The sequence below is a fragment of the Paenibacillus sp. XY044 genome (assembly GCF_002257645.1).
In the GTDB taxonomy this organism is placed as follows: Bacteria; Bacillota; Bacilli; order Paenibacillales; family Paenibacillaceae; genus Paenibacillus_AQ.
Genome location: NZ_NQMO01000009.1, coordinates 279908 through 303522, shown reverse-complemented (window position 1 = coordinate 303522; position 23615 = coordinate 279908). Strand labels below are relative to the sequence as shown.

At 52.1% G+C, this 23615-nt stretch carries 15 protein-coding genes and 1 pseudogene; 15 read left to right on the top strand and 1 reads right to left on the bottom strand.

What is annotated here, in order from left to right:
• Positions 1-10: 10 nt before the first annotated feature.
• The 7 genes and pseudogenes from CJP46_RS29480 to CJP46_RS29445 all read left to right on the top strand — a co-directional run bounded on the left by CJP46_RS29480 (position 11) and on the right by CJP46_RS29445 (position 9938).
• On the top strand, positions 11-922 hold the full coding sequence (locus CJP46_RS29480) for a carbohydrate ABC transporter permease (RefSeq protein WP_094599188.1): 912 nt from the start codon (positions 11-13) through the stop codon (positions 920-922).
• 121 nt (positions 923-1043) lie between these two features.
• Positions 1044-2582 carry a response regulator transcription factor gene (locus tag CJP46_RS29475; RefSeq protein ID WP_094599187.1) on the top strand — a complete coding sequence of 513 codons (1539 nt, stop codon included), beginning with the start codon at positions 1044-1046 and terminating at the stop codon, positions 2580-2582.
• Positions 2583-2606: 24 nt separating this feature from the next.
• Positions 2607-4427: a sensor histidine kinase gene (locus CJP46_RS29470; RefSeq protein WP_094599186.1), complete on the top strand. Its 1821-nt coding sequence runs from the start codon at positions 2607-2609 to the stop codon at positions 4425-4427.
• Positions 4420-5958: a response regulator gene (locus CJP46_RS29465; protein ID WP_094599185.1), complete on the top strand. Its 1539-nt coding sequence runs from the start codon at positions 4420-4422 to the stop codon at positions 5956-5958. Before CJP46_RS29470 ends, CJP46_RS29465 begins: the two co-directional genes overlap by 8 nt.
• A 223-nt stretch (positions 5959-6181) precedes the next feature.
• Positions 6182-7378 (top strand): annotated as a pseudogene (locus tag CJP46_RS29460) (SGNH/GDSL hydrolase family protein); the annotation flags it as partial.
• Between the two features lie 65 nt (positions 7379-7443).
• Positions 7444-8214 (top strand): alpha/beta hydrolase, encoded by a 771-nt coding sequence (locus tag CJP46_RS29455; RefSeq protein ID WP_094599183.1) that lies wholly within the window; start codon positions 7444-7446, stop codon positions 8212-8214.
• Between the two features lie 350 nt (positions 8215-8564).
• Positions 8565-9938: an ABC transporter substrate-binding protein gene (locus tag CJP46_RS29445; protein ID WP_094599181.1), complete on the top strand. Its 1374-nt coding sequence runs from the start codon at positions 8565-8567 to the stop codon at positions 9936-9938.
• A 49-nt stretch (positions 9939-9987) separates the two neighbouring features.
• Here CJP46_RS29445 and CJP46_RS29440 read toward each other — a convergent pair whose 3' ends face one another.
• Positions 9988-10821, bottom strand: a complete 834-nt coding sequence (locus CJP46_RS29440) for a helix-turn-helix transcriptional regulator (RefSeq protein ID WP_256992587.1) — start codon at positions 10819-10821, stop codon at positions 9988-9990.
• Between the two features lie 93 nt (positions 10822-10914).
• On the opposite strand from CJP46_RS29440, the gene CJP46_RS29435 reads away from it, so the two are divergent.
• From CJP46_RS29435 to CJP46_RS29400, 8 genes are all read left to right on the top strand, one after another.
• Positions 10915-11739, top strand: coding sequence for a sugar phosphate isomerase/epimerase family protein (locus CJP46_RS29435; protein ID WP_094599180.1), 825 nt, complete (start codon positions 10915-10917; stop codon positions 11737-11739).
• Between the two features lie 269 nt (positions 11740-12008).
• On the top strand, positions 12009-13640 hold the full coding sequence (locus CJP46_RS29430) for an extracellular solute-binding protein (RefSeq protein ID WP_179281381.1): 1632 nt from the start codon (positions 12009-12011) through the stop codon (positions 13638-13640).
• A gap of 18 nt (positions 13641-13658) precedes the next feature.
• Complete coding sequence (locus tag CJP46_RS29425) at positions 13659-15422, top strand: sensor histidine kinase (protein ID WP_373558053.1); 1764 nt, start codon at positions 13659-13661, stop codon at positions 15420-15422.
• Positions 15400-17031 carry a response regulator transcription factor gene (locus CJP46_RS29420; protein ID WP_094599179.1) on the top strand — a complete coding sequence of 544 codons (1632 nt, stop codon included), beginning with the start codon at positions 15400-15402 and terminating at the stop codon, positions 17029-17031. The genes CJP46_RS29425 and CJP46_RS29420 overlap by 23 nt, the downstream gene beginning before the upstream one ends.
• A gap of 131 nt (positions 17032-17162) precedes the next feature.
• The gene (locus CJP46_RS29415; RefSeq protein ID WP_256992586.1) at positions 17163-18596 is read left to right on the top strand and encodes a glycoside hydrolase family 43 protein; all 1434 of its coding nucleotides are present in this window, start codon (positions 17163-17165) and stop codon (positions 18594-18596) included.
• A gap of 337 nt (positions 18597-18933) precedes the next feature.
• A complete protein-coding gene (locus tag CJP46_RS29410) occupies positions 18934-19665 on the top strand; it encodes an ABC transporter ATP-binding protein (protein WP_094599177.1) in 732 nt (243 codons plus the stop codon).
• Positions 19628-20686, top strand: a complete 1059-nt coding sequence (locus CJP46_RS29405; protein ID WP_256992585.1) for an efflux RND transporter periplasmic adaptor subunit — start codon at positions 19628-19630, stop codon at positions 20684-20686. The genes CJP46_RS29410 and CJP46_RS29405 overlap by 38 nt, the downstream gene beginning before the upstream one ends.
• Positions 20687-20738: 52 nt before the next feature.
• Complete coding sequence (locus CJP46_RS29400; protein ID WP_094599221.1) at positions 20739-23612, top strand: ABC transporter permease; 2874 nt, start codon at positions 20739-20741, stop codon at positions 23610-23612.
• Positions 23613-23615 lie beyond the last annotated feature (3 nt).

Below are 23615 nucleotides of genomic sequence, written 5' to 3'. Positions count from 1 at the left end.
GGACGGGGAAATGAGAACAGAAGTCAAGAGTCAGTTTCGCCTGGAACCCGTCGTTTTCCATACGCTGAATACGCTGTTTATGCTGATTGTCGTCATTGTCACGCTGTACCCTTTTCTTCATACGATGGCGATTTCATTTAATGACGGAAGCGATTCGCTGAAGGGGGGCGTGTACGTTTGGCCGCACACCTGGACCTTGCAAAATTATAAAGCGGTATTCGTATCGGGCACGATCTATCACGCCGCGTTCATTTCTGTGTCCCGTACCGTTATATCTACCGTGCTCGGCGTATTTCTGACGACCATGCTGGCTTATACATTGGCCCAGCCTCATTACATTTTCCGCAAGAAAATAAGCATGCTGTTTATACTGACGATGTATTTCAACGCAGGCCTGATTCCCAACTATTTTTTGATCAAAGACCTGGGTTTGCGGAACAGCTTCTGGGTCTATATCCTGCCGGGTTTGGTCAGCGCATTTAACCTGATCGTGATCCGTACGTACATCAGGTCGCTCCCGGGAAGCCTGGTTGAATCCGCCAAAATTGACGGAGCCGGTGATTTCCGGATTTTCTGGCGGATCGTATTTCCGCTGTGTACGCCCGTCCTTGCGACCATTGCCTTATTCATCGCCGTAGGCTCCTGGAATTCCTGGTTCGACACGTTCCTGTACGCTTCTTCCGAACAGAACCTCAGTTCACTCCAGTATGAAATGATGAAGCTGCTTGGATCGACCATGAGCACGAATAACGATCCGTCCATGATGGCAGGGGCTAATACCAACCAAACCCAGGCCATGGTAACGCCGGCGTCCATTCAGGCTGCAATCACGATCGTGACCGCGATGCCGATATTATTCGTTTATCCTTTTTTGCAAAGGTACTTTGTGGTAGGCTTGAACTTGGGAAGTGTCAAAGAATAGAAATTTTTCGGGTGCTCGTTTCAGACGAGAACAGTACCGTTCCGGCAGCCTGCCGGAACGGTTTCTCCTATTCCATGGATGTATGATGAAGCAAATTCAATCGGTGGAGCGGTGATGCCAAATGCTTAAAGTCTTACTTGCCGACGACGAGCCCTTAATGCTGGAAGGTCTGTGTTTTTTGGTCGACTGGACCGAATTGGGCTTTGAGATTTGTGGTACGGCTATGGATGGGGATGACGCCTTGCAGCTAATCCAGAGTCTCAATCCCGATTTGGTCATTACGGATGTTCGTATGCCCGTCATTGATGGATTAGAGCTAATTAAGCAGGTGCAGGGCGGGGCTCCCCAACCGAAATTTATTATTATAAGCGGATATGCTGATTTTCAATATGCCAAGACAGCCATTCAATATGGCGTTTGCAACTATCTGACCAAGCCTCTGGATGAGGGCGAGTTGGAATCGGCCGTGAAAAACATAGCTTCGGAGATCCAGTCCGAGCGGAAATCGGATGCTTACCGCAGAGCCGAGACTGCCTATGTCAAAACAGAACTGCTCTCGCAGCTTCTGACAAGAGAACACGCTCCGCAAGAGCTGGAGCAGGCGGTTAGGCAGCTCCCCATCGGCGATGATTCGCGGATTCGCTGCATGCTCGTGTATGGAGCTGCTTTGGAGCACGGAAATGTTCGCGGCTGTCAGCTGCTGGATCGGCTGAGCCGTCTGGCCGAACAGCAAATAGAGCATATTACCGTGCTTCCTTTCGTGATCGGGCAGGACAAGCACGGCTACGTATTGATATCCGGCCCCGACGGACCGGAATTGACTCCCCTTCTTGTTACCCTGTTCATCCGATGCATTAGAAACGATTATCAGGAGAATGTCACCTTCTCGGTGAGCGATGAGCATAAAGGACCGTATTCCCTCAACACCGTTTTCCAAGAAGCCGTTGCCGCTGGGGTTTCCCGTCTCGATAACCGTCATCAAGAGGTTTACTATTATGAGGAGGAGAATCTGGAACAGCAGCTCCTTCTTCCCTCTGCGTTTATGAAATCGCTCACAAAGGCGGTTGTGGAAGGCAGGGTGGATGAGCTGCCCGGTCGTGTGCGCGAGTTTTTCGCCGTCATTTCGGGAGACCACGCTTCAAAACCGTGGATCAGCGCTTATGCAGCCAATATCAAGGTTGAACTCCTCCATGAAATCGGTAGAAGGGGAGGCAGCACAGCGGACTGGGAGAGGAAATGGTTTACTGGCTCACCGGCGTTGACGATGCAAAGCGACCTTGAAAAACAAACCCTGACCGAGCTTCGCGAAGCGGCGGAGTGGTTTGCTGAGGATGATGGGGTTCAGACGGATCAAAACATATCGAAAGCGATAGAATTCATCCGTGATCATTATCCAGAGAAACTGAAGCTGCACGATATCGCCGAGGTTCTGCATGTCAATGCGGCCTATCTGGGACAGCGCTTCAAGAAGAAACTCGGCATTTCCTTTAACGAATATTATCATGCCGTGCGGATTGAAGAAGCTATGAAGCTTCTTCGGCGAACCGACTTGAACATTTGCGAGATCGCGGCCCGTGTCGGTTATGCCGATACCGATCAGTTTACGGCCAAATTTAAAGCCATCAACGGCATATCCCCTTCGGTTTATAAGAAGGGCTGAAAATATGATGCAGGAGACAGGTGCATGAACGTGAAGTGGAAGACCTCAGCTCTCATGGACGATATCCCTTTAAGATACAAGTTTTTAATCATCCTGCTCGGTGTGCTTATTCCGATCATCAGCATCAATACGCTGTTCTATTTGCAGACCAGCAAAAATGCCGAAACCCGTGAACAGGAAAATCTGCAAATTTCGGTAGAGCGGGCGGGCTACGATTTTATGCAAATGGTTAATGAATGCGTTGCCATCGGCAACACGGTAGCTGCGGACCGGACGTTGAATGAAATGCTGGACTATAACTATGCGGATTATGATGAGTACTATGAAAATTACGACAATATATTAAGAGATCGGCTGCGTCAGTACAGTAACCTGCATTCCTATATTTTATGGCTTGGCGTATATACGACGAATCCGACCATTCAAAGCGGCAACAGCTATTTTGTCTTGCAAAACAGCGATAGGAACAGCGAGTGGTATCAAAAAATCGCCGGGAGCAAAGAAAAAGTGCTGCTCACTTCGTATTTGGATACGAACCCGATGTACCCGAATCAAAAGAAGGTATACATCAGCATCATTCGGAAAATGGACAATTACCCCGGACTATTAAAGCATACAAAGTATCTGCGGATCGATTTGAGATTGGACAGTCTGAAGGAATTGTTCGCCAAGGAACGGGATTATATGACATTAAAGCTGATCGATGACAAAAACAGAATCGTTTTGGCATCCGATCAGTCGCATGATGATGCGGGTGACAGTCAACTGTTGAGCCTCCCTGTTGAGAGCGGAGCTTCCGGAGATGGAGCGATAAAGGATATTGTCAGGCCATTAGGACCGGCAAATTATACACAGGGCTGGAATCTGGTCGGAACGCCCGAAAGGAAAGATATCAGCGGCGAGCTTCGTCATATCCTTCGTTTTATCCTGATTTTGGCTCTGATCACCACGCTGATCCCGGCCATCTTATTTGTAGTCATTCTGCGTTCCTACAATCTAAGAGTAAAGCAGCTGTACAAGCATATGAAACTTGTAAACTACGAACGTTTCGAAACGATTCATATGTACGAAGGGAAAGACGAAATCGGCGGGCTCCTGCGGAGCTTTAACGTGATGACCGAAAAAATCCGCAATTTGATTAACGACGTCTACAAGCTGGAAATCCAGAAGAAGGATCTGGAGCTGGAACGGGTCAGGGCGGAATTGAACTATTTGCAAAGCCAGGTGGACCCCCACTTTTTATTTAATACATTAAATGCGGTGCTGGTCATCTGCAAAAAATACAAGTACGAGCAGGTGACCGATATTATTCGCAATCTGGCCCAGATCCTGCGCAGGCTATTAAGCTGGAAAGATGACCTGGTGACGATTGAGGAGGAGGTGATGTTCATTGAAATGTACCTCCAGATCGAAAAGTTCCGGTTCCAGGACCGGTTTTCCTATGAGCTCGACGTTGATCCCGGCCTGATGATGTACCGGATCCCTAAAATGAGCATCCAAGCGCTCGTGGAAAACTCTTGCAAGCATGGACTCCAATCGGTCAAAGGAGCACGGTTGATCCGGATCGGGATCCATCGGTCCTATGAGGACCTTATCATTACCGTTGAAGACAACGGGATCGGCATGAACAAGGACAAGCTGGATTGGATCAACCGCAATCTTCATTCGGACGATGACACCGGAAAAAATATCGGACTGCGCAACGTGTATAAGCGTCTGAAAGTGTACTACGACGGTCAAGCCAAGCTTGTCATTGAAAGCGATCCATATGTACGTACGGCGATCGTAATCCAAATCCCGTTGAACCAGGTTCAAGCACAAGCGGGAGGTGAAATTCATGTATAGCGTGCTTCTTGTTGATGACGAAGCGATTGCCCTCGAGGGGCTGAAGATGTTGAGCGATTGGGAAGGACTCGGTTTTGAAATCTGCGGAGCATGCGACGACGGCGAAGATGCCCTGTCTCTGATTATGGACACGTTGCCGGATTTGGTGGTCACCGATATTCGCATGCCGGGGATCGACGGACTGGAATTGATACGCCGAGTCCGTTCCATGGAACATTATGATCCGATCTTTGTCGTTCTCAGCGGGTACAGCGACTTTGAATATGCCCGCACGGCTCTTCGGTACGGGGTGAGATTTTATATGCTCAAACCGGTAATTGAGCCTGAGTGGGATACGATGATCGCGACGATTGTTAATGAACTTGACGCCAAATCACGCACCAGGGAGCAAGAAGAGGCTACCTCCAAACAAGTCTTGGCCATCGCCCTTTCCCGAATGCTCCGCGGAGAACTGACCGAAGTCGACGGGGATATTGCGCATTTGATGGATCAGATGAATCAGCAAGCCACCGGCTGGCGGTATATCCACATTGAAGGGCTGACATGCGAGGGAACGGAAATTTGCCGGTCGTTTTCCCAGTCAGGGCATGCGTTATCTGTAGATATGTACTGCAATCAAGCCGGTCTTATCGTAGATACTGCCCGTAAACCATTAGAGCTTGCGCGGCGCGTGCATGAAGAACTGCTGAAGCATGGCCTTGACTGCTCCGTATCCGTCGGTCCTTCGGTTCAAACTCTCCATGACTTGCCTGAGTCTTATATGAGGGCAGCCAAGGCTTCCCTTCAGCGCTTCTTCCGTTCGGAGGAGGGAGGGGTGATTGACGGTGACCCGGATTCCTCGCATGAAATGAGTTACGTTCTTCCTCCGTCCCTTGTCCTGGATGAATTGCTCATCGCTGTCGAGAGATCACAGGAACAGAAAGTTTGCGATATGCTCCATCAGCTGTTCGAGACATTAAAGGATAACAAGACTGCCCCTGAAGTGGCGTACATGGCAAGCATTCAGATCGTCATGAAAAGTATCGAGCTGCTCAGGGAATTCGGCGGGACCACGGATTTATGGCGGGATGTGTTCCATTTTTTAAAAACGAAGCCGGGATCCGTTGCTGCGTTAAAGCAGTCGCTGCACACGTTTTTAGAATTATGCATGGGAACCGTCAAGCACTACAAAGAAATGAATTCCGAGCATCCCTTGGTGCAAATCGAGCGTTATTTGCAAGAGAATTTCCATCAGAATCTGACGATCAAGAAGATCGCGGAACGATTTTTTATCAATCCGGTTTATTTAGGGCAGGCGTTTATCAAAAAGAACGGTGTCGGCATTCTGGAATACATACACGATCTGCGGATTGCCGAAGCCAAAAGAAGATTGTGCGACACCGAAGAAACGGTGCGGGTGATCGCAGAGGATCTAGGATATGTCCACTATCACCATTTTTTAAGAGAATTCGAGAAGCGGACGGCTCTCAAACCTGTAGCTTACAGAAAGCGGCATCAACCGGGAGATCGGTTAGGTATTTCTGCCCCGTAAGCAGTAAACATCGGGTGGGTATGTAAAGAGATGCGGATTGAGTTTATCCGTCCGCTGCAGGGATAATGAAGTTTGATAAATCGAAACGCAAATTCCTAATCACAATGAAGAGGGGATTTCCATGACAGACCATCCAGCTGCATCCACGAACGAAGCTCGCGGCCCTGCGGCCCCGCGGGACCCCGAGAATCGGCGTGAAGATGATCAAGCTGCCGAAGACATGATCGATCCTCCGGTTGACTTTGAGGGGCAGTCCTACCGTGACATGGTCGCCAAATCTCTTTTGAATCGAGGCAACAACAAGAGATTGAAAGCGGCCATCGAAAAAGCGAAGAGAGGGGAGCCGGTCACCATCGCCTACATCGGCGGCTCCATCACCCATGGAGCTGGGGCTATCCCGCTTCCTGCAAATGGTTACGCCTACAGGTCGCACGATCTTTTTAGGAAGCGGTTCGCCTCCTCCGAAGGCAGTCCCATCCGTCTGATCAAAGCGGGAGTAGGCGGGACGCCGTCAGAGCTGGGGATCGTACGATATGATCGGGATGTGCTCCGGGACGGTACGGAGAATCCGGATATCGTGGTCGTGGAGTTTGCCGTCAATGACGCCGGCGACGAGACGCGGGGCAATTGCTACGAAAGTTTGGTGCTTAAGGCGCTTGGCGGCGATAGCCGGCCTGCGGTGATCTTGCTGTTCAGCGTGTTCCTGAACGACTGGAATCTTCAGGATCGGCTGGCTCCGGTCGGGTGGCACTACGACCTTCCCATGGTCAGCATAAAGGATGCCGTCGTCGAGCAGTTCAGTTTGGCCAGGGACCAAGGAGGCGTCATCTCCAAAAGGCAGTTCTTCTATGATATCTATCATCCGACGAATAGCGGCCATCAGATCATGGCGGATTGCCTGGACTGGCTGTTCGAAGTCACGGACCGGTCTGCACCTGATGAGGAGGATGTCCTGACCGATAAACCGCCGTTGATCGGCAACGATTACGTTCAGACCCGGCTGCTGGATCGCCAGAACGGTGACCGTATCGCTCAGATCGATACCGGCGGTTTTCAGGAGACCGATACCGATCTGCAGCTCGCGGAAATGGACGATCACGATTATGGCACGCCCCAGTTTCCTCATAACTGGATGCATACAGCCGGATCGGGAGAGGGCCATTTTACAATGACCATCAGGAGCAAGCGTCTCATTCTCGTATTTAAAGACTCGGGAAGCAGCGACTTTGGATCCGCGGAGATTCGGGTGGACGGAAAGCACAAGCTGACCGCTGATCCGCATGAAGTGAACTGGACGCACTGCAGTGCGGTTATTTTGTACGACGAGCCGGAATCAGGGCAACATACCGTCGAGATCAGTATGGCGGCGGGCAGCGAGCATAAACGGTTTACTATTCTGGGGTTTGGTTACGTACTGTAAAGCTTGTTTATACTTGGTACAGTTCTATTTAATCATGTGAGTCCATAACAGGGGAGGAAACGAAATTGATAGAAACAGCGCCAACGGGCTTTGACCAATATAGGGAACATATCAGCCGCGGACAATTCGAACTTGTGGAATATGATTCAGAAACTGTCGGCTGTGACCGCAAAACGTTCATATACACCCCACCTGGATACTCAGAACAACACAAGTATAACGTGCTCTTTCTCCTGCACGGAATAGGCGGGGATGAAGCTGAATGGAAGAATCACGGCAATATACAGGTCGTGCTCGATAATCTTTACGCCGTCGGCAAGCTCGAGCCCATGATCGTCGTACTCCCTAATGGCCGTGCGATGCCGAACGACAGGGCGGAAGGAGACATATTCGATCCCGACAAGGTGAAAGCCTTCGAGACCTTCGAGTTCGATTTGCTTCATGATCTGATTCCTTTTATTGAATCGAAATACCCGGTATTCACAGGCAGAGAGAATTATAGTATCGCCGGCTTGTCCATGGGCGGAGGGCAGGCGCTGAATATCGGATTGAATCATCTCGACCGCTTTGCCTGGGTAGGAGCTTTTTCTCCGGCCCCTAATACCAAGGTCCCGGAATTGCTCGTACCGAATCCCGAAGAGGCAGCAAATCTGCTTAGACTGCTCTGGCTATCTTGCGGAGACCAGGATGACCTGAAGCATATCAGTGACCGGACGCACTCGTTTTTGTCAAAGCACGGAGTTCCTCATGTCTGGTACGAGGAAAGCGGCGGTCACGATTGGCCGGTTTGGAAAAACGATCTGTACCATTTCTCGCAGCTGCTGTTTCGAGTTTAGCATCATGGATCAGGAAGAAACCTTTCCTTACGGATAGGTTTCTTTTTTTTTGAGCTCATATTCCGTTAGTTAAAGCAGGTCAGGTTCAGGAAGGCTGCTAATGCGGGAATCGGAAGGATGCCTGGATTTTTGAAAATCCGAAATGATGTTTAAAACTTACAAATGCCATTTAGATTATCTATGGTTGTTTGCCGGAAATCCATTTAACATGATCCGTGTGCTTGCAGTTCATCAGGAACCACCGGCATTTGGAACCGATTCTTTCGGTCATCACGGAGGCATACGCGTGCAAGCTCATGTTTTGAAAGCGCTGTCCTATGGAGACAGCGAAATCCAAAGGGGGGTATTTTATGAGGAAGCGTAAGTCAATGGTGCTGGTTTGGTGTTTGATTCTGATCCTGATGGCCTCTTGCAGCAGCGGTTCCGGAGGAGGCGCAACCAACACGGGTTCAAGCGGCGGAAATGCCGCTGAAGAAAGCACGAATGCACCCGCGAAGCCGGACGAAAAAGAAGAGAGCGGTACTTCGGAAATGAATTTCGACATGGGCGGCCGGACGATCAAATGGGTATCTTGGTACGACGAATCGATCAAGGAAGATAATCCGGACAATATTAAAAAGAAGCAGAACCTGGACGAACTCATGAAGAAGCATAACTTTAAAATGGAATACGTCACGATCGACTATGGCGAGTACGTGAATAAAGTGACGTCATCCCTGTTAGCGGGAGAGCCGCTCGGCGACATGATCCGGATGGCCAGACCTTGGATGATTCCAACGCTCGTGAAGCAGGATTTATTCTCCCCGGTTGATGAATTCACCAAAAATCAGAACGTATTTATTCAGCAGTACACGAACGATTATTCCCAGTTTGAGGGTAGGGGCTACGGGTTCAGGGCAGGCATCAACGGTGCTTCATCAGGTATTTTTTATAATCGAACCTTGATGGAGAAACTGGGCCTCAAGCCGCTGCAGGAATACGTCAACGAAGACGACTGGAATTGGGAGACCTTCATCCAGGCTGCCAAAGAGGCGAACAAAGATACGAATAATGACGGTAAGCTGGACACCTGGGGGCTCGCTTCCGCTTCCATTTTAGTTCAGGCTCTGGCGGCCAACGACGCAAATATCGTTTCGGGAGATAAGCAAAATCTGGAGGATCCGAAAACGAAAGAAACCTTAAACTTCATATCCAAGCTCGCAACGGAAAACATCGCCAGACCGACCGAAGGCGGCGATTGGACCGAACCCGGCCAATTTTTCCGTCAAGGGAACACGCTGATGTATGCCGGGAGCGATTATGAGATGGATGGATTCAAAAAGGATATGCCTGATTTGGATATAGGCTTCCTGCCGTTCCCTAAAGGGCCCAGCGCTACAGAGTACCACTCCCATCTTACGATTCCGAATTACTTGACGATCCCGAAGGCGGTCGAACATCCCGAGCAATTGGTTTACATTTATGAAAAAATCAACGATATCGAGTCCATCTACGACTACCCGAAACAAGCTTCGCTCGAAACGTTATTCAAGAACGAAGACGACATCAACAATGCAAAAATGGCAGGGGAAAGCATCAACGTCGTCGACGGCAAAGACGGGTATCCTTCCATGCCTTACTACGAGCTAGTCGGAGACATTATTGACGGAAATTCCGTTTCCACGGTCATTGGAAAATACAAAGAGCCGTTCCAGGCTTCGATTGATGAGGTTTGGAAAAAGTAGCGGTGATATGTACCGTCCCCACGAAGAAAACATCCGAAGTGGGGACTCCTTATTCAAGGAGGTGCTTCTGCCCTGACTGCTTCCTAGCAGCAGATGGAGGATAGCCCTTCATTTCCTTGAACAGCTTGCTGAAATAGTAAATATCGTCAATCCCGCACATTTCCGCCGCGTTCTTCACGGTAAAGTCACCGGATGACAGCATCATTTCGGCATTGTTGATGCGAATGCGTTTGATATACTCCTTGAGTGTCGTACCGGTATTCTGCTTAAATAACCTTCCCAAATAGACGGGGCTCAGATGCAGCCATTCCGCCAATTCGGCGATCGAGAGATTTTCCGAGTAATGCTCTGAAATGTATTCGGTTAATTTCTTGATCCGCGGATCGATCGGCATGGGCGCTTTCCGGTAATAGTTGGTGAGCAGACGGTGGAGGATAAGCTCGAACAAAGCGCGTGCCTGGATGTGGTAAAACGGCTGCTTGCTCATCCATACATGGTTGAATTCACGAATATACCCCAGAATCTCCTTGGTGATCACTTTCTTGGTGACGCCTTTAAACGGGAGATGGATATGATTATGCGGTTCGGCCCAAAAAAAGTTGAACGGATACGAATGCATGAGGGACTCCTTGAACGTATGGGCTTCCCTGATGCTTCCCCCGGGGACGTAGATCATGTCGCCTGCTTCTACTGTGAATTTCTCTCCATTAATATAGTAATTCGCCATGCCTTCAACCACAAACGTTAGATCGTGGAAGCCGATTTTTGCTTTTTGGATCGTCCACTCGGGAAAGCATCTACGGTCGATGAACAGAAAGATATTCGGAACAAGATGAGGATGATGCTCAATTTCCAAGTACACCGCCTCCTTTAAGCTAATCATAGATTTCGCTCCAGAAATTTCAAGAGAAAATCGAGATTGTATGACTCATCCATGATGAAGTATTTCAGTTCAGCAAATGAAGGGGGATTTATCATGATTACATTAACTGGATTCGCAGATGAGATTTCATCGGATTTGGAAGAACAGCTGGATGTCCTCGAATCGGAAAATATTCGTTATCTGGAGCTGCGGGGAGTCTGGGGGGAAAATGTATTGAACTTAACCGAAGAGGAAACGGTGAAGATTAAAGAACGGCTGACCCGGCGGGGATTCGGCGTCTCCGCGATCGGCTCTCCTCTGGGAAAAATCAAGATCACCGATGACTTTGATCCACATTTTGCAAAGGCCGAGCACGCCATACGTTTGGCAGCGTTTTTTCAAGCCAAGTTTGTCCGCATATTTTCGTTTTATATTCCGGAGGGAGAACATGAAAAATTCCGAGAGGAAGTTTTCCGTCGCATGAATCGGCTCGTTCAGCTGGCGAATGATGCCGGAATCGTACTGCTGCATGAGAATGAAAGCCACATTTACGGCGATACCGGAGAACGCTGCAAGGACATTTTGGAGGCCGTTTCGTCGCCCGGCATGAGAGCGGCCTTTGATCCCGCAAATTTCGTGCAATGCAGGGTACACCCCATGTCTGAGGCATACCCGCTGCTCGCCGGCTACATCTCTTATATTCATGTGAAGGACGCACGGATGGACAATGGTTCAGTGGTTCCTGCCGGCGAGGGGGACGGGCAGCTGCGTCTGCTTCTCCAGCAATTGAAACAGACGGGATATTCCGGATTTATGTCTTTGGAACCGCATCTGCAAGCAACCGGAAAGCTTGCGGGGCTCAGCCAACCTGAACTATTCGTAGTAGCCGCGAAAGCAATTAAGAAACTGCTGGCCGAGCAGGAAATGAAGTGGAATTGACTGACGCAAAGTCCTGCATTTATTGGGGGTATTTCTTTAGTTTATGAATAGGAGGGATCATAAAAACTGATTTAAAATAAATAGAGAAAATGTTTGCGCTTACATTAAAAAGTAAAAAACGGGTGAGCAAGTAAAAAGATGCGGGTTGTGTGTGTGCGTACGCCATCAAGATAATAGTCTTGATACGCTTTAATGAATCTAATCGAAATGGGGTTGGCGCATTGCGTATTCCCAAATGGAGTGTAGTTGGTCTAGTCCTGACGGTCACGATGCCCTTGTCCATGCTGGCGTCGTGCGACCGGGTCGGGGTGTCTGACGGTGAGGAGGTAACAGGGAAGACCGATGGTCAGTACATCTATTCGGAACCCGGCCTGGAGAAGTATGATCCCCCGATTGAGCTCACTTTCGTGCGGGAGACGAGCGATGATTTGGACAACCTGATCAAAACGTTTCCGGGAGAAACGCTGGAAGATAACCGGTGGACCCGGCTGTATGAGCAAGTTCTGGGCGTCCGGATCAAATATGATTGGACAGCCAAAGGCACCCTCTATAACCAGAAGCTGGGCGTTGCGCTTGCCTCGGGAAACCTGCCTGATGTCGTGAGAGTCGATGCAGATCAGCTGCGTCAGCTGAGCAATGCAGGCCTGATTCAGGATTTGACCGAAGCCTATGAGAAATATGCTGCGCCGTTCACGAAGGAAATTTTGGGCCAGGAGGGGACCGGACCGTTTGAAGCGGCCACGGTAGACGGCAAACTGATGGGAATTCCCGAGACAAGCGCATCGATCGAGGGAGCACAGTATATTTGGATCCGGACTGATTGGCTGGACCGTCTCGGATTACAGCCGCCACAAACGATGAATGACGTCCTGAACATTTCGAAAGCGTTTACAGAAAATGACCCCGACCGAAACGGAAAAAAGGATACATTGGGGCTCCCGGTAACCCAATATTTGTGGGATCCCGTGATGGGCTTGTCGGCATTTATGGCCGGTTACGACGCCTTCCCCAATATATGGATACGCGATCCATCCGGCAAGCTCGTATACGGAGCTGTTCAACCTGAAGTCAAGACTGCGCTGAAAGTCCTTCAGGACATGTATCGGAACGGAGAAATTGACGAGGAATTTATGTTTAAAGACGGCATCAAGGCCAAAGCAGAGCTTACCGCAGGTAAATACGGGATGATGTACGGCGAACAGTGGGGATCGTTTGTCGTGCAGGGCAATCATGAGCAGGATCCGGAAGCCAGATGGCAGGCTTTTCCCATTGTTTCGGCCACAGGGAAACCGGCGAAAGTGCCGCTCCGCTTCGCTACCCATCAATTTCTTGCCGTCCGTAAGGGAGTCCAGCATCCCGAGGCCATCGTAAAGCTGTTCAATTTGCATCTGGAAAAGAACTGGGGAGCGACGGCCGAGTACGAAATCTATTACAGCACCCCTTATCCGGCTTGGCAGCTTTCTCCGGTTACTCCGTACCCTGCACTGAAGAATCTGGACGCCTACTACCAAATTGAAGAGGCACGCCGAACCGGAAACCCTAATGTGCTTAAGGATGAGGCAAGGTCGATTCAAAAGAACATCGAGGCTTATCTGACCCGTGGCAATCCGTCCGGCTGGGGCTGGGAACGAACCTATGGCCCGTCGGGAGCGTTTTCCATCCTTGACCGGTATAAAAGGAACAACCAGTTATTGTATGAGAGCTTTGTGGGCGCGCCAACCGATACGATGATCGAAAAACAATCGATACTCGACTCTCTGACGATGGATACGTTCACCAACATTATTCTTGGTCATCCCATCGATGAATTTGATCGTTTCGCCCAGGAATGGCATCGTCTGGGCGGTGATAAAATGACAGCCGAAGTCAATGAATGGTACTCGAACAAACAGAAAGATTAGTGCATCGGAGGCGTTGTTTTGATTAGGATTCCTGTGAATTCATTGCGTCATACCATCCTGGCCAGGCTCGTTCTGATGTATCTGGTGGTGATCCTCCCGATTATTCTGCTCGGCGTATACCTGTACAATTGGAGCTATACCAACGCAAGCGAAGAAATATCAAGAAATTCACTGGCGCAGTTATCGTCCTATCTCGAGGGGCTGAATCGGGAAATCGAATGGCTTGAAATTCAGCAGTTCGACATTTTGCAGGAAAGCGAGCTCCATAAAATTGCAGTGACCTGGGGGATGATGGACAGCGCCGAGAAAAGGTACAGCGTAAATTACTTGCTCCACCGTCTGACTTCCATAAAAAACAGCAGCCCGTACATTAAAGATATATATGTCCATATTCATTCGATTGGCAAAACGATTTCGGCCAGCAATGCCGTCCGTACGCTGGACCAGCAAAGATATGATGAAATACGCTCCATCGGAGAACGAAGCGGCGCCCGGCTGATGCGGCAGGGGGACTCGCTTCAGCTTACCGCCTCGAAGTTTGGCGGGAACAATGTGAAGGATCCGCTGTATCTCGTTCAAATCGAATTGGATAACGACAAGCTGAAGGACTCATTGAAACCGCTCGGCGTGTATCCCGGAAGCGGCTCGATTCTGATCGCGAGGGAAGCTGGATTCACATTGTCCAGCACCGGCACGCCGCCAGAGCTGCTGGAGGATTTTATAAAGGCGGCCAAGGGCTTGGACGACAGTACGATGCTGCTCGATATCGGGAGAAGGGAGTACCATTTCAATATCGCCAATTCCGACAAGCTGGCCCTTTCGCTCGTTTCGTACTTACCGGAGGGAACGGTCAAGAGACCGCTGATCAAATTCAACCTGTGGGCATGGGTATTTGCGGTAACTTCGGTTTTTGCCATCATTGTGTATGCCTATTCCACTTATCGTTACGTTCATCGTCCGCTGCTCTCGCTCGTTCAAAGCTTTCGCAGGATGGAAGGCGGGACCCTCGATACTCCGATCCAGCATGAGCAAAAGGATGAGTTCGGCTATTTGTATGACCGGTTTAATCAGATGCTCGTCAAGCTGCAGAATTTAATCGATCAAGATTTTAAACAGAAATTGATGATGCAGAAGGCGGAATTGAAGCAGCTGCAGTCGCAAATCAAACCACATTTCCTTTATAACAGCTTCTTTATTCTGAACTCGCTGGCCAAGACGGGCGATACGGATCGGATCGAGCTGTTCACGATCATGCTCGGCGAGTATTACCGGTTCATCGCCCGCAACGGCGAGGACCATGCCACGCTGTCGGAAGAAATCAAGCATGCGAGAATGTACACGGAAATCCAGCAGCTTCGCTTCTCCCGGCGCATTCGGGTCCAATTCGACGAATTGCCTGTGGACATGCAGCGCATCAAGGTGCCGAGGTTGATCGTCCAACCGATGATCGAGAACGCCTATGAGCACAGTCTGGAGAGCATGCCGAACGAAGGGTTTCTCCGCGTCACGTTTGAGCGTACCGGCTCCGAATGCGTCATCAAGGTGGAGGATAACGGGAACAGCATCGACGATGCCGGGCTCGAAGCCCTCCAGCATCGGGTAACTGGTCCTGCCGAATCCCACGAAATGACCGGGATGATCAACATCCATCGGCGGATCCTGCTTACTTACGGCGAAGGCAGCGGACTGTTCTTGTCCAGAAGCAGCCTGGGCGGGCTTCAGGCCGCCATTCGTATCAAGATCAGGGAGGAGAACGGGGATGTACAGACTGCTGATCGTTGACGATGAAGATATCATTACGGACGGACTGTATGAAGTGTTCAACCGCTATCAACCGGAGCGGCTCGATGTGTGCAAAGCCTATTCCGCCAAGGAAGCGCTGGATTGGATGTCGCGCACGAGAATCGACATCGTCTTGACCGATATAGCCATGCCCGGCATGAGCGGGCTGGAATTATCCGAGGAAATCCGGAAGTACTGGCCCAGATGCAGAGTCGTGTTCTTGACCGGCCACAGTGAATTCGAATATGCGTACCGCGCGATCCAAATGACAAATGCCCGATATGTGCTGAAGACGGAAGGGTACGCCAAGGTGACCGACACCGTGCAGGATGTCTTGGACGATATAGAACGCGCGCATCACGACAGTCTGCTGCTGGAACAGTCCCGTGAGCAGAGGCTGGCGTTCCAATTCATGGCGCAGGGCGACTATATGAGGCACCTTCTTCAGAACAGCCGTGTATTGGATGAGGATACAGACATATTGGCTCGCGAATTCAGCAAGCTGGACATCGGCCTCGATCCCGCCCAGCCTGTCGTGCTGGTCCTTGGCCGCATCTCGTATCCGGAGGGCAGGACGTATACGGAAAGATGCGAGATCCTGTCGTCCGTCAGAAGGATATGGGATACCTATTTTTCGGGCAGGGCCCGGAGTATGGGGATCACCGACAAGCATGGCGACGCCTTTTGGTTTCTGCAACCGTCTGAACCGGCCGAGGGCGGGACCGACAGCCATTTCATCCGTTTCGTGGAAGGGACCTTGGAGCTGGTTCAGGAATCCTGCATCGGTTCTCTTGGATTGAGCATCGGATTGGCGCTGAGCTGCGAAGCATGCAGGTGGGAAAGCTTGACGCGCCAATACGAAAGGCTGCGGGAGCTGCAGCAGTTAAGGAGCGGCAGCGGGGGAGCCATCATTGTACGCGACGGCTTCGAGCCGCTCGATGGATTGGACTGCAAAGCGAGCTTTGCGGACAGTCAGACAGCAGAGGTGCTGAGGGCTTATCTGGAGTCGGGGAGACACGATGAATTTATCCAAGCGCTTGAGGAGGTAACGACCAGTGCACTGCAGATGAGCTGTAAGGTTCAGTTAACGATCGAGACGTATTATACGATTGCGCTGATGCTGCATTCCTGCATAGGCCGTATGGGAATGCACGGGCATATCGGCGATACCGGAAAATTGATGCGGCTGAACGATCATCCCTCAATGGAGGAGGCCTTCGGCTATTTGAAACGCGTCGCGGAATCCATTTTCCTAAGCAAACAAACGCAGGAGAGGGACAGGGCCTCGCTGATTGTCGACCGGATCTGCCAGTACATCGAAGAGCACTTGAGTGAGGATTTGTCCCTGGTGCGCCTAGCGGAAATCCATTATTTCAATCCCTCGTATTTGTCGCGGTTCTTCAAGCAGGAGAAAGGAATCAACTTATCCGATTTTATCGACAAATGCCGGGTGAAGAAAGCCAAGGAGATGCTGCGGGACAACGATTTGAAAGTGCGCGAGGTGGGGTTATCCGTCGGTTACGAGGCGGCCCATTCGTTCACCCGTTTTTTCAAAAAAGCAGCAGGGCTCACGCCGCAGGAATACCGGGATACACTTTCTTTGAATTGAACCTCTGGAAACTAGAGTTTGGCGGGTGATCCGGACGGATCAGACAGGTTGTTCCCGCTGAACGCAAGCCTTACTCTTTTTAAGAGAGTTTGGTTATACAAAAAATGCTGAAAACAGGAGTTGACACAAAAATGAATGAACTCGTTCATGCACCGATCGGCAAGCTGCCGCGAAACGGAAATCCGCTTGTCGCCCATAAATTTGGAGCAGACCCCTATGTACTGGTGTTCGACGGACGCGTATACCTCTACAATACAGACGATGTATTAGAGTATGACGAGCAAGGAGCGGTCAAGGACAACAGCTATAGCACCATCAACCGCATATCGGTAATTTCATCGGATGATCTGGCGAACTGGACGGACCATGGCGCCATTCAAGTGGCAGGTCCGGATGGAGCAGCCAAATGGGCGACGCAATCCTGGGCACCTGCGGCGGCTCACAAAAGAATAGACGGCAAAGACCGCTTCTTCCTGTACTTTGCCAACAACGCCAGCGGCATCGGTGTGCTGACAAGCGACAGTCCGACTGGCCCATGGATCGATCCGATCGGCAGGCCGCTTATCGCAAGGGACACGCCGGGCGTTCAAGGCGTCGTATGGCTCTTCGATCCGGCCGTGCTGGTGGACGATGACGGCAAAGGCTATATTTACTTTGGCGGGGGCGTGCCGGAAGGCCTGGATGAGAATCCCGGGACCGCTCGGATGATGCGGCTGGGTGACGATATGATCAGCGTGATCGGCGAAGCCGAGCCGATCCCGGCTCCGTTTATGTTCGAGGATGCCGGCATTCATAAGGAAGGCGGCCAATATTACTATTCGTATTGCTCCAACTTCTACAATGGCGTTCGGCCGGAGGGAAGTCCTCCGGCAGGGGAGATTGCCTATATGACCAGCACCGGCCCAATGGGGCCATGGACGTACCAGGGATCGATCCTTAAAAATCCCGGTCATTTTTTCGGTGTCAGCGGCAACAACCACCATGCCATGTTCCAGTTGCATGGTGATTGGTATATCGCGTATCACGCCCAGACATTGTCGAAGGCTATGGGCGTGGTGAAGGGGTATCGGTCGACTCACCTTAATCGGGTGATCTTGGACGAAGATGGTGCGATTCAATCCATTGAAGCGGACATGACCGGCGCTAAGCAGATCAAGCCGCTGAATCCATATGACCGCGTTGGAGCGGAGACGATCGCTTGGTGCGCAGGCGTGAATGTGCGTAAGCTTCAGACGGATGGACTGGAACAGGCCGAAGACCTCATGGTTTTAACAGACATTCATCATGGGGACTGGACCGCCGTGTCCGGCGTTGATTTCGGCGCCGGGGCTTCAGCGTTTTCAGCGTCTGTATCGTGCGCGAATGATGGGGGAGTCATCGAGCTCCGCCTGGACAGCCCTGAAGGCAAATCGATCGGTACGCTTCAAGTGTCTTCGACCGGCGGACTGTGGAGCGAAATAGCGGTGCCCGTCAGCGGTGCGGAGGGCGTGCATGATTTGTTCCTGATCTTCAAAGGGAAGCCGGATATCGAGCTGTTCCAGATCGACTATTGGCAATTTCGATAATGTGCCGGTAATGAATATGTGAGAGGTAAGGTCGTTGTAAGAAATGCCGTCCGTTTCAGCGGGCGGCATTTTTTTAGATATCAGAAAGTATAAAATTCGAAGCGAGACCTTCCTGATATCGCAAGAAAAACAACATCTAAACGCGGTCTGTCTCCTTTGAGAGTACGTCGATAGACGTTTTTCTTATTGCAAACTCGCAGCCGCACAATTTGCAGCCTGCACATATCTACATTTTCTCAGGTAAACGAACCGGAACTGGCGGGTACTTCCCCCTGAATGGAAGCGCTACAATGAGGTTGGTGAAGGCGAATCGGGTCAGAACAAAGGGGCGAGTGCAATGACCGGTAAGGAAACGGAGACGAAGGATACGGGCGGCGGACCGATTCTGCAGGCAAGCGGGATCACACGGATTTTTGGCAGGGGGAATACAGCCGTTACCGCTTTGGAAAATATCCATCTGAACATTCCGCCTGGAACGATCGTGGCTCTGAGAGGGCGCTCGGGTTCCGGAAAGACCACGCTATTGAACATTCTCAGCGCATTAGACGATCCGACGGAGGGGCAGGTGTATTTCAAAGGGAGGGAAATCACCGGTTTATCCGGCTCCGAACGCAGCCAGATCCGGCGCAAGGAGATCGGCCTCGTGTTCCAGTCGCATGGCTTGATTCCGCTGATGTCGGCTTACGAAAATGTTGAATTCGGGCTGCGTATCGCGGGACTGAAGGGTAACCGGGAGGTGGTGGAGCATGCGCTTGACCGCGTCGGCATGCGGGAACGGATGAAGCATCGGCCGTCCGAACTGTCGGGCGGCGAGCAGCAGCGCGTAGCCATTGCCCGTGCCATCGTACACCGGCCTGAGCTGTTGATTGCGGATGAGCCGACCGCCGAACTGGACAGCCGGATGGGGCTGCAGGTCGTCCGCATTTTTCGCGAGCTGGTAAAAGAATCGGGGATGACGGTCGTTCTCACGACGCATGACCCCGGGATGATGGAGCTTGTCGATCACGTTATCGCATTGGAGGATGGAAATATTGTATCGCAGACAACGAACGAATCTCCCCTTATCTAAAATAGACCGGCGTCTACGGCGAATAGCCGCGCTTCTAACGGCGCTGATGCTGCTCTCGGGCTGTTCGCTCCTTCCGGTCGAACCGGAAACGCTGCAGCCGCCCTTGGTCGAGCCGGCCAAAGAACAGTTTAACCTCGTGCAGGCCAGCCGCGGGAAGATTCAGACCTTTCTGAAGGGGACGGCTTATTTTGTGTCGGCCCAATCCGAAGCGCTGTCTTTCAAGGATATGGGCGGAAGGCTCAAATCGATTCCGGTGACGGTGGACCAGGAAGTGAAGGCGGGCGATCTGCTGGCCGAGCTGGAGACGGGCGACCTCGATTTTCAGGTGCGTCTGCAGCAGCTGAATGTAGAGCGCGCACAGCTGCTGTACAAACAGGCACGCGATGCCGGCGCAGGCGCCGTCGACCTGCGGCTTAAGGAAATCGACCTGGAGCGCGAGCGGATGTCGCTGCAGGAGATGAAGGCCAAGCTTGGCCAATCACGCTTGTACGCTCCCGTCTCGGGAACGGTGACGTTCGTCGAGAAGCTGAATGCGGGAGACAACGTGAACGCTTATCAAGCGATCGTCACCGTCTCCGACCCGTCCAAAGTGCAGCTGACTTATGTTGCAGCGGACAGCAAGGATCTGAACCCGGTCAAAGCCGGCATGCCTGTCAGCCTCAAGTATAAAGGCAAGGACTATAAGGGAAAGGTCCTTCAAGCCCCTTCGGATTTACCGGCAGCAGCCGACAGTTCGAAGGCCGAGAAGAACGGGGTAACGATCTTCATGAGCATGGACAACGCTCCGGGAGCCGTCAAGGTCGGCGACAGCGCCGAGCTGACGATCGAGCTTCAGAAGCGGGATAACGCCATCATTGTACCCCGCTCGGCAATCCGCTCCTATATGGGGCGTTCCTATGTTCAGATCGCCGAAGGAGAACGCCGCAAGGAAGTTGACATCGAGATCGGATTGACGACGCCGACGGAAGTCGAGATTGTCAAAGGACTTGAGGAAGGCCAGAAGGTCATTCTGAACAATTAACCGAAGAGGTATGGCCCGGGCCGACCGGGCATTTAGGGATGGGGTGTATGTATTGGCTTTGTGGACGATGATCCTGCGCAAGATGGCCAACAACAAGTGGCTGCAGCTGAATTTGTGGATCGGCCTTACCGTATGCGTGGCCCTGTTCAGCTCCATGCCGCTCTACTCGCAGGCCATTTTGCAGCGGACATTACTGAAGGAGCTGCAGTCCGTGCAGACCGGGAACGGCGTGTATCCGGGCTTTCTCCGAATAAGCACGACGGTCTCGGCATCATCCATGGACGCAAAGACGAAGGAAGCCATCGGAAGCGCCGACCGGTTCGTGAAGACGATTCCGGAGCGCATGGGGCTGGAAGCACTGTCGTTCTATCAGCAGCGGTTCACGCCGAAGATGAAGGTATACGGCGCCGATGCTTCGGCTCAAGAGAAGCAATCGCAAAAGACGTTAGGAAGTTTTATGTCGCTGTCTGATCTGGAGAAACGGGTCCGGCTGATCGAGGGGCGGATGCCTGCGGATCGTTCGGACGGGATCATCGAGGCGCTGGTCACGCAGAAGTTTCAGCTGGCGACCAAGCGGAAGCTTGGTGAAGAACTGACCGTAGAGCCGCAGGATGGCGGAAGTACCCGCTTTCGGGTCATCCCGGTCGGCATCGTAGAGACGAATCCGGAGGCGGACCGGTATTTGCCGTTTCTGACCACGGAGAACGAGGACGGATTCCTGATCCCATTCCAGCAGTTCGAGCGAGAATTTACTCAGGGCGGCAAAGCCAGGGTCTCCAGCATGGAATGGCGGCTCGCGCTCAATTACGAACAGCTGTCGCTGGGCAAGGTCGATGCGTTCACCCAGGCGGACCGGGAGGTCCGGCGTTATTTTAAAGGCAAGCTTGGGGTAGCCGAAATCAAAATTCCGGCGAGCCCGACCATCGCATCGTACCAGGGCAAACAGGAGAAGCTCGATACGGTGACGCTTTCGCTGTATACCCCTGTCATGCTGATGCTGGCATTCTATTTATATATGACCGCCAATCTGATCATTGACCGGCAGAAGACGGAAATTTCCGTGCTCCGCAGCCGGGGAGCAAGCCGACTGCAGATCATGGCTGCCTACCTGCTGGAGAGCCTGCTGCTCGGGCTGAGCGCGCTGGCCGCCGGGCCTTTTCTCGGCGTATGGTTCACCAAACTGCTTGGCGCTTCCAATGGGTTTCTGGAGTTCGTGCAGCGCTCCGCGCTGAAGGTCAGCATGACGAGCAGCGCCTATCAAGTGGCTGCAGCCGCTGTGGCGGGAGCGGTCATCCTGATCCTCATTCCGGCCTTCCTCGCAACGCGGGTCAGCATCGTAAGCCACAAGCAGCAGACGGCGCGCCTCACCCGGCTGTCGATCTGGCACAGGACAGGTTTGGATCTTGTTCTTATCTGCCTAGCAGCTTACCTGCTGTACAATTTCAACCAGCGCCAGGAGGATCTGCGGAGGCTTGCACTGGGATCTGCCGACCTGCAGGTCGATCCGCTCCTGTTCCTGACCCCGGCTCTTTTCGCGCTTGGAGGCGGCCTGCTGGTGCTGCGGGTATACCCCTGGTTCGTCCGGCTCGTTTATTGGCTGGGCCGAAACGGATGGCCGCCTGCGTTGTATCATACGCTCGTTCAGATCAGCCGCTCGTCCGGGCAGTATTTGACCATTCAGGTGTTCCTGATCATGACGGTGGCGACGGGCCTGTTCAGCGCGAACGCGGCCAGGACGATCAACGACAACATGGACAGCAAGGTTCGGTATGCGGTCGGCACGGACATTGCGCTGACGACGAAGTGGGAAAGCGATGCGCCTCCACCCGTATCCCCGGGGGCGGGAGGGCAGCCTCCGTCTGAGCCGGCAACGACAACCGTGCAGAAACGGGTTCAGTATACAGAGCCGCCCTTCGAGCCCTTTGAGGAACTGGACGGCGTGCAAGCGACAGCAAAGGTGTTCAAGAAGCAGGAGGCCAGGTTCAGTGCCGTCGGCAATGAAAAGTCCGGCAAAACGGCTCTCTTTGGCATCGACACGAAGGATTTCGGCAGTACCGCTTGGATGAAGGAGGGGCTGCTGCAGTATCCGATCAACAGCTACCTGAATCTGATCGCCCCGAATCCGGAGGCCGTGCTCATTTCGCGGTCGCTCGCGGAGGATGCGAAGTTGAAGCCCGGCGATCCGATCCGGGTTTACTGGGACAGCCTGGACGGGGCGACGTTCACCGTGTACGGTATCATCGATTATTGGCCCAGCTGGAGCCCGCTGCCGTCCGATCAGGGAAGCGGAAAACCCGAGCAGCCGCATCTCGTTGTCGGACATCTGGGCACGATTCAGAACAGGCTGGCCGTCGAGCCATATGAGGTGTGGCTGAAGCTGGCGGACGGTACGAACAGCGAACAAATCTACAGGGAGCTGCAGGAGAAGAAGCTGCAGGTGACGAGCCTGCGGGACGCGACGCAGGAGTTGGTCCAGTCCAGAAATGATCCTTTCCGGTTGGCGATGAACGGCGTGATGACGCTCGGTTTTTCCATTTCAATGCTGGTCAGCTTCATCGGGTTCCTGCTGTTCTGGGTGCTGACCTTATCCGGCCGGACGCTTCAATACGGGGTTCTGCGGGCCATGGGCATCTCTTTCCCGCAAATGATCGGCATGCTCGTCAGCGAACAGCTGCTCACGTCGGGGGCCGCGGTCCTCATCGGCGTGTTCATCGGCAACGTCACGAGCATGAAATTCGTGCCGCTGTTCGAAATGTCGTTTGCGTCCAAAGAACAAGTCCCTCCATTCACGATTACCTATCAACTCAGCGATTATTTGCAGCTGTACGGCATTATCGGATTCACGCTGGCGACCGGGCTGCTCATTCTGGGGTACCAGCTGACACGAATCCGCATCGCGCAGGCGCTGAAGCTCGGGGAGGAATAACTC